This window comes from Streptomyces swartbergensis, assembly GCF_002148965.1.
Taxonomy (GTDB): domain Bacteria; phylum Actinomycetota; class Actinomycetes; order Streptomycetales; family Streptomycetaceae; genus Streptomyces; species Streptomyces swartbergensis.
Window position 1 is genome coordinate 1 of sequence record NZ_NGFN01000790.1, and the last position, 826, is coordinate 826.

2 protein-coding genes are annotated in these 826 nt (G+C 66.8%); one reads left to right on the plus strand and one right to left on the minus strand.

All coding sequences use genetic code 11. The features are described 5' to 3' along the window. Window positions 1-265 precede the first annotated feature (265 nt). Window positions 266-466 (plus strand): hypothetical protein, encoded by a 201-nt coding sequence (locus tag CA983_RS44355; RefSeq protein WP_086606174.1) that lies wholly within the window; start codon window positions 266-268, stop codon window positions 464-466. A 32-nt stretch (window positions 467-498) separates the two neighbouring features. Here CA983_RS44355 and CA983_RS46540 read toward each other — a convergent pair. Continuing rightward, window positions 499-826 (minus strand): hypothetical protein (locus CA983_RS46540; protein ID WP_158101954.1); only part of this gene is annotated, 328 nt, incomplete at its 5' end.

Sequence of the window (826 nt, forward strand, 5' to 3'; positions counted from 1 at the left end):
GGCATGGGCGAAGGGGGTCGCAACGGGGATGTCAGCACCCCGACCACGCCCGCACACCTACTGTGACCTGGGAAAACTCCACAGTGCGGTGAAGGCCCGCGCAACATCCACCGCAACACCTAGCGCAACACGATGACGCAACGTCCAGCGCAACAACTGGCGCAACACCTGGAGTGTGCCGAAGCTCGGATCGAACAGCCGTGCCAGCAGGGTCGATATTCTGCTTGTGAGGTGACGAGGAACGTCACCCGGAAAAGGAACCACGATGACCACTCCCCCGCCGCCGGTGACCGAGCCCGACCCGTCCGCCATGACCTGCCCGGGCGATCAAGTCGGGCCGTGCGCCACGTGCCAGCGCAAGACCCACAAGTACGGCCGCGGCGGCTGCCCGCTGTGCCAGTGGTGCATGGCGCCGGCCATGGAGAAGTGGGGCCCGGGAGTGCGGTACATCAGCACGCGCTCCTGACGATCCCCCCAAGGCCGACGTCTGAGCGCCCCTTACTCCTCCTCTTCATCCGCGTCCCCGATGGCGACGCGGAGATCGTGGATGTTCCGCAGGACCTCGATGACGGCCGTCTCTGCCCGTCCGAGAGATCGCCGGACACCTTCCACATCGCCGGCCTGGAAGCGGAGGTGGGCGCCGAACGTGTCCGCCGCGACCACCATGGCCATGGACGCCGCCGCACGCCCCGGGAGAGTCTCATCCTCTTCGAGCCTCATGAGCTGTACCCCAGTGCGCTGGAGCCGGTTGACCAGCACGTTGGCTGAAAGGTCGGAGGTCGGGCCCACCTGTCCGATCCAGCCCAGCAGCACTTCGGCTTCGTCC

Excerpts from the sequence above, each read along its gene's own strand:
- CA983_RS44355 (WP_086606174.1), top strand. The coding sequence starts at position 266 with ATGACCACTCCCCCGCCGCCGGTGACCGAGCCCGACCCGTCCGCCATG.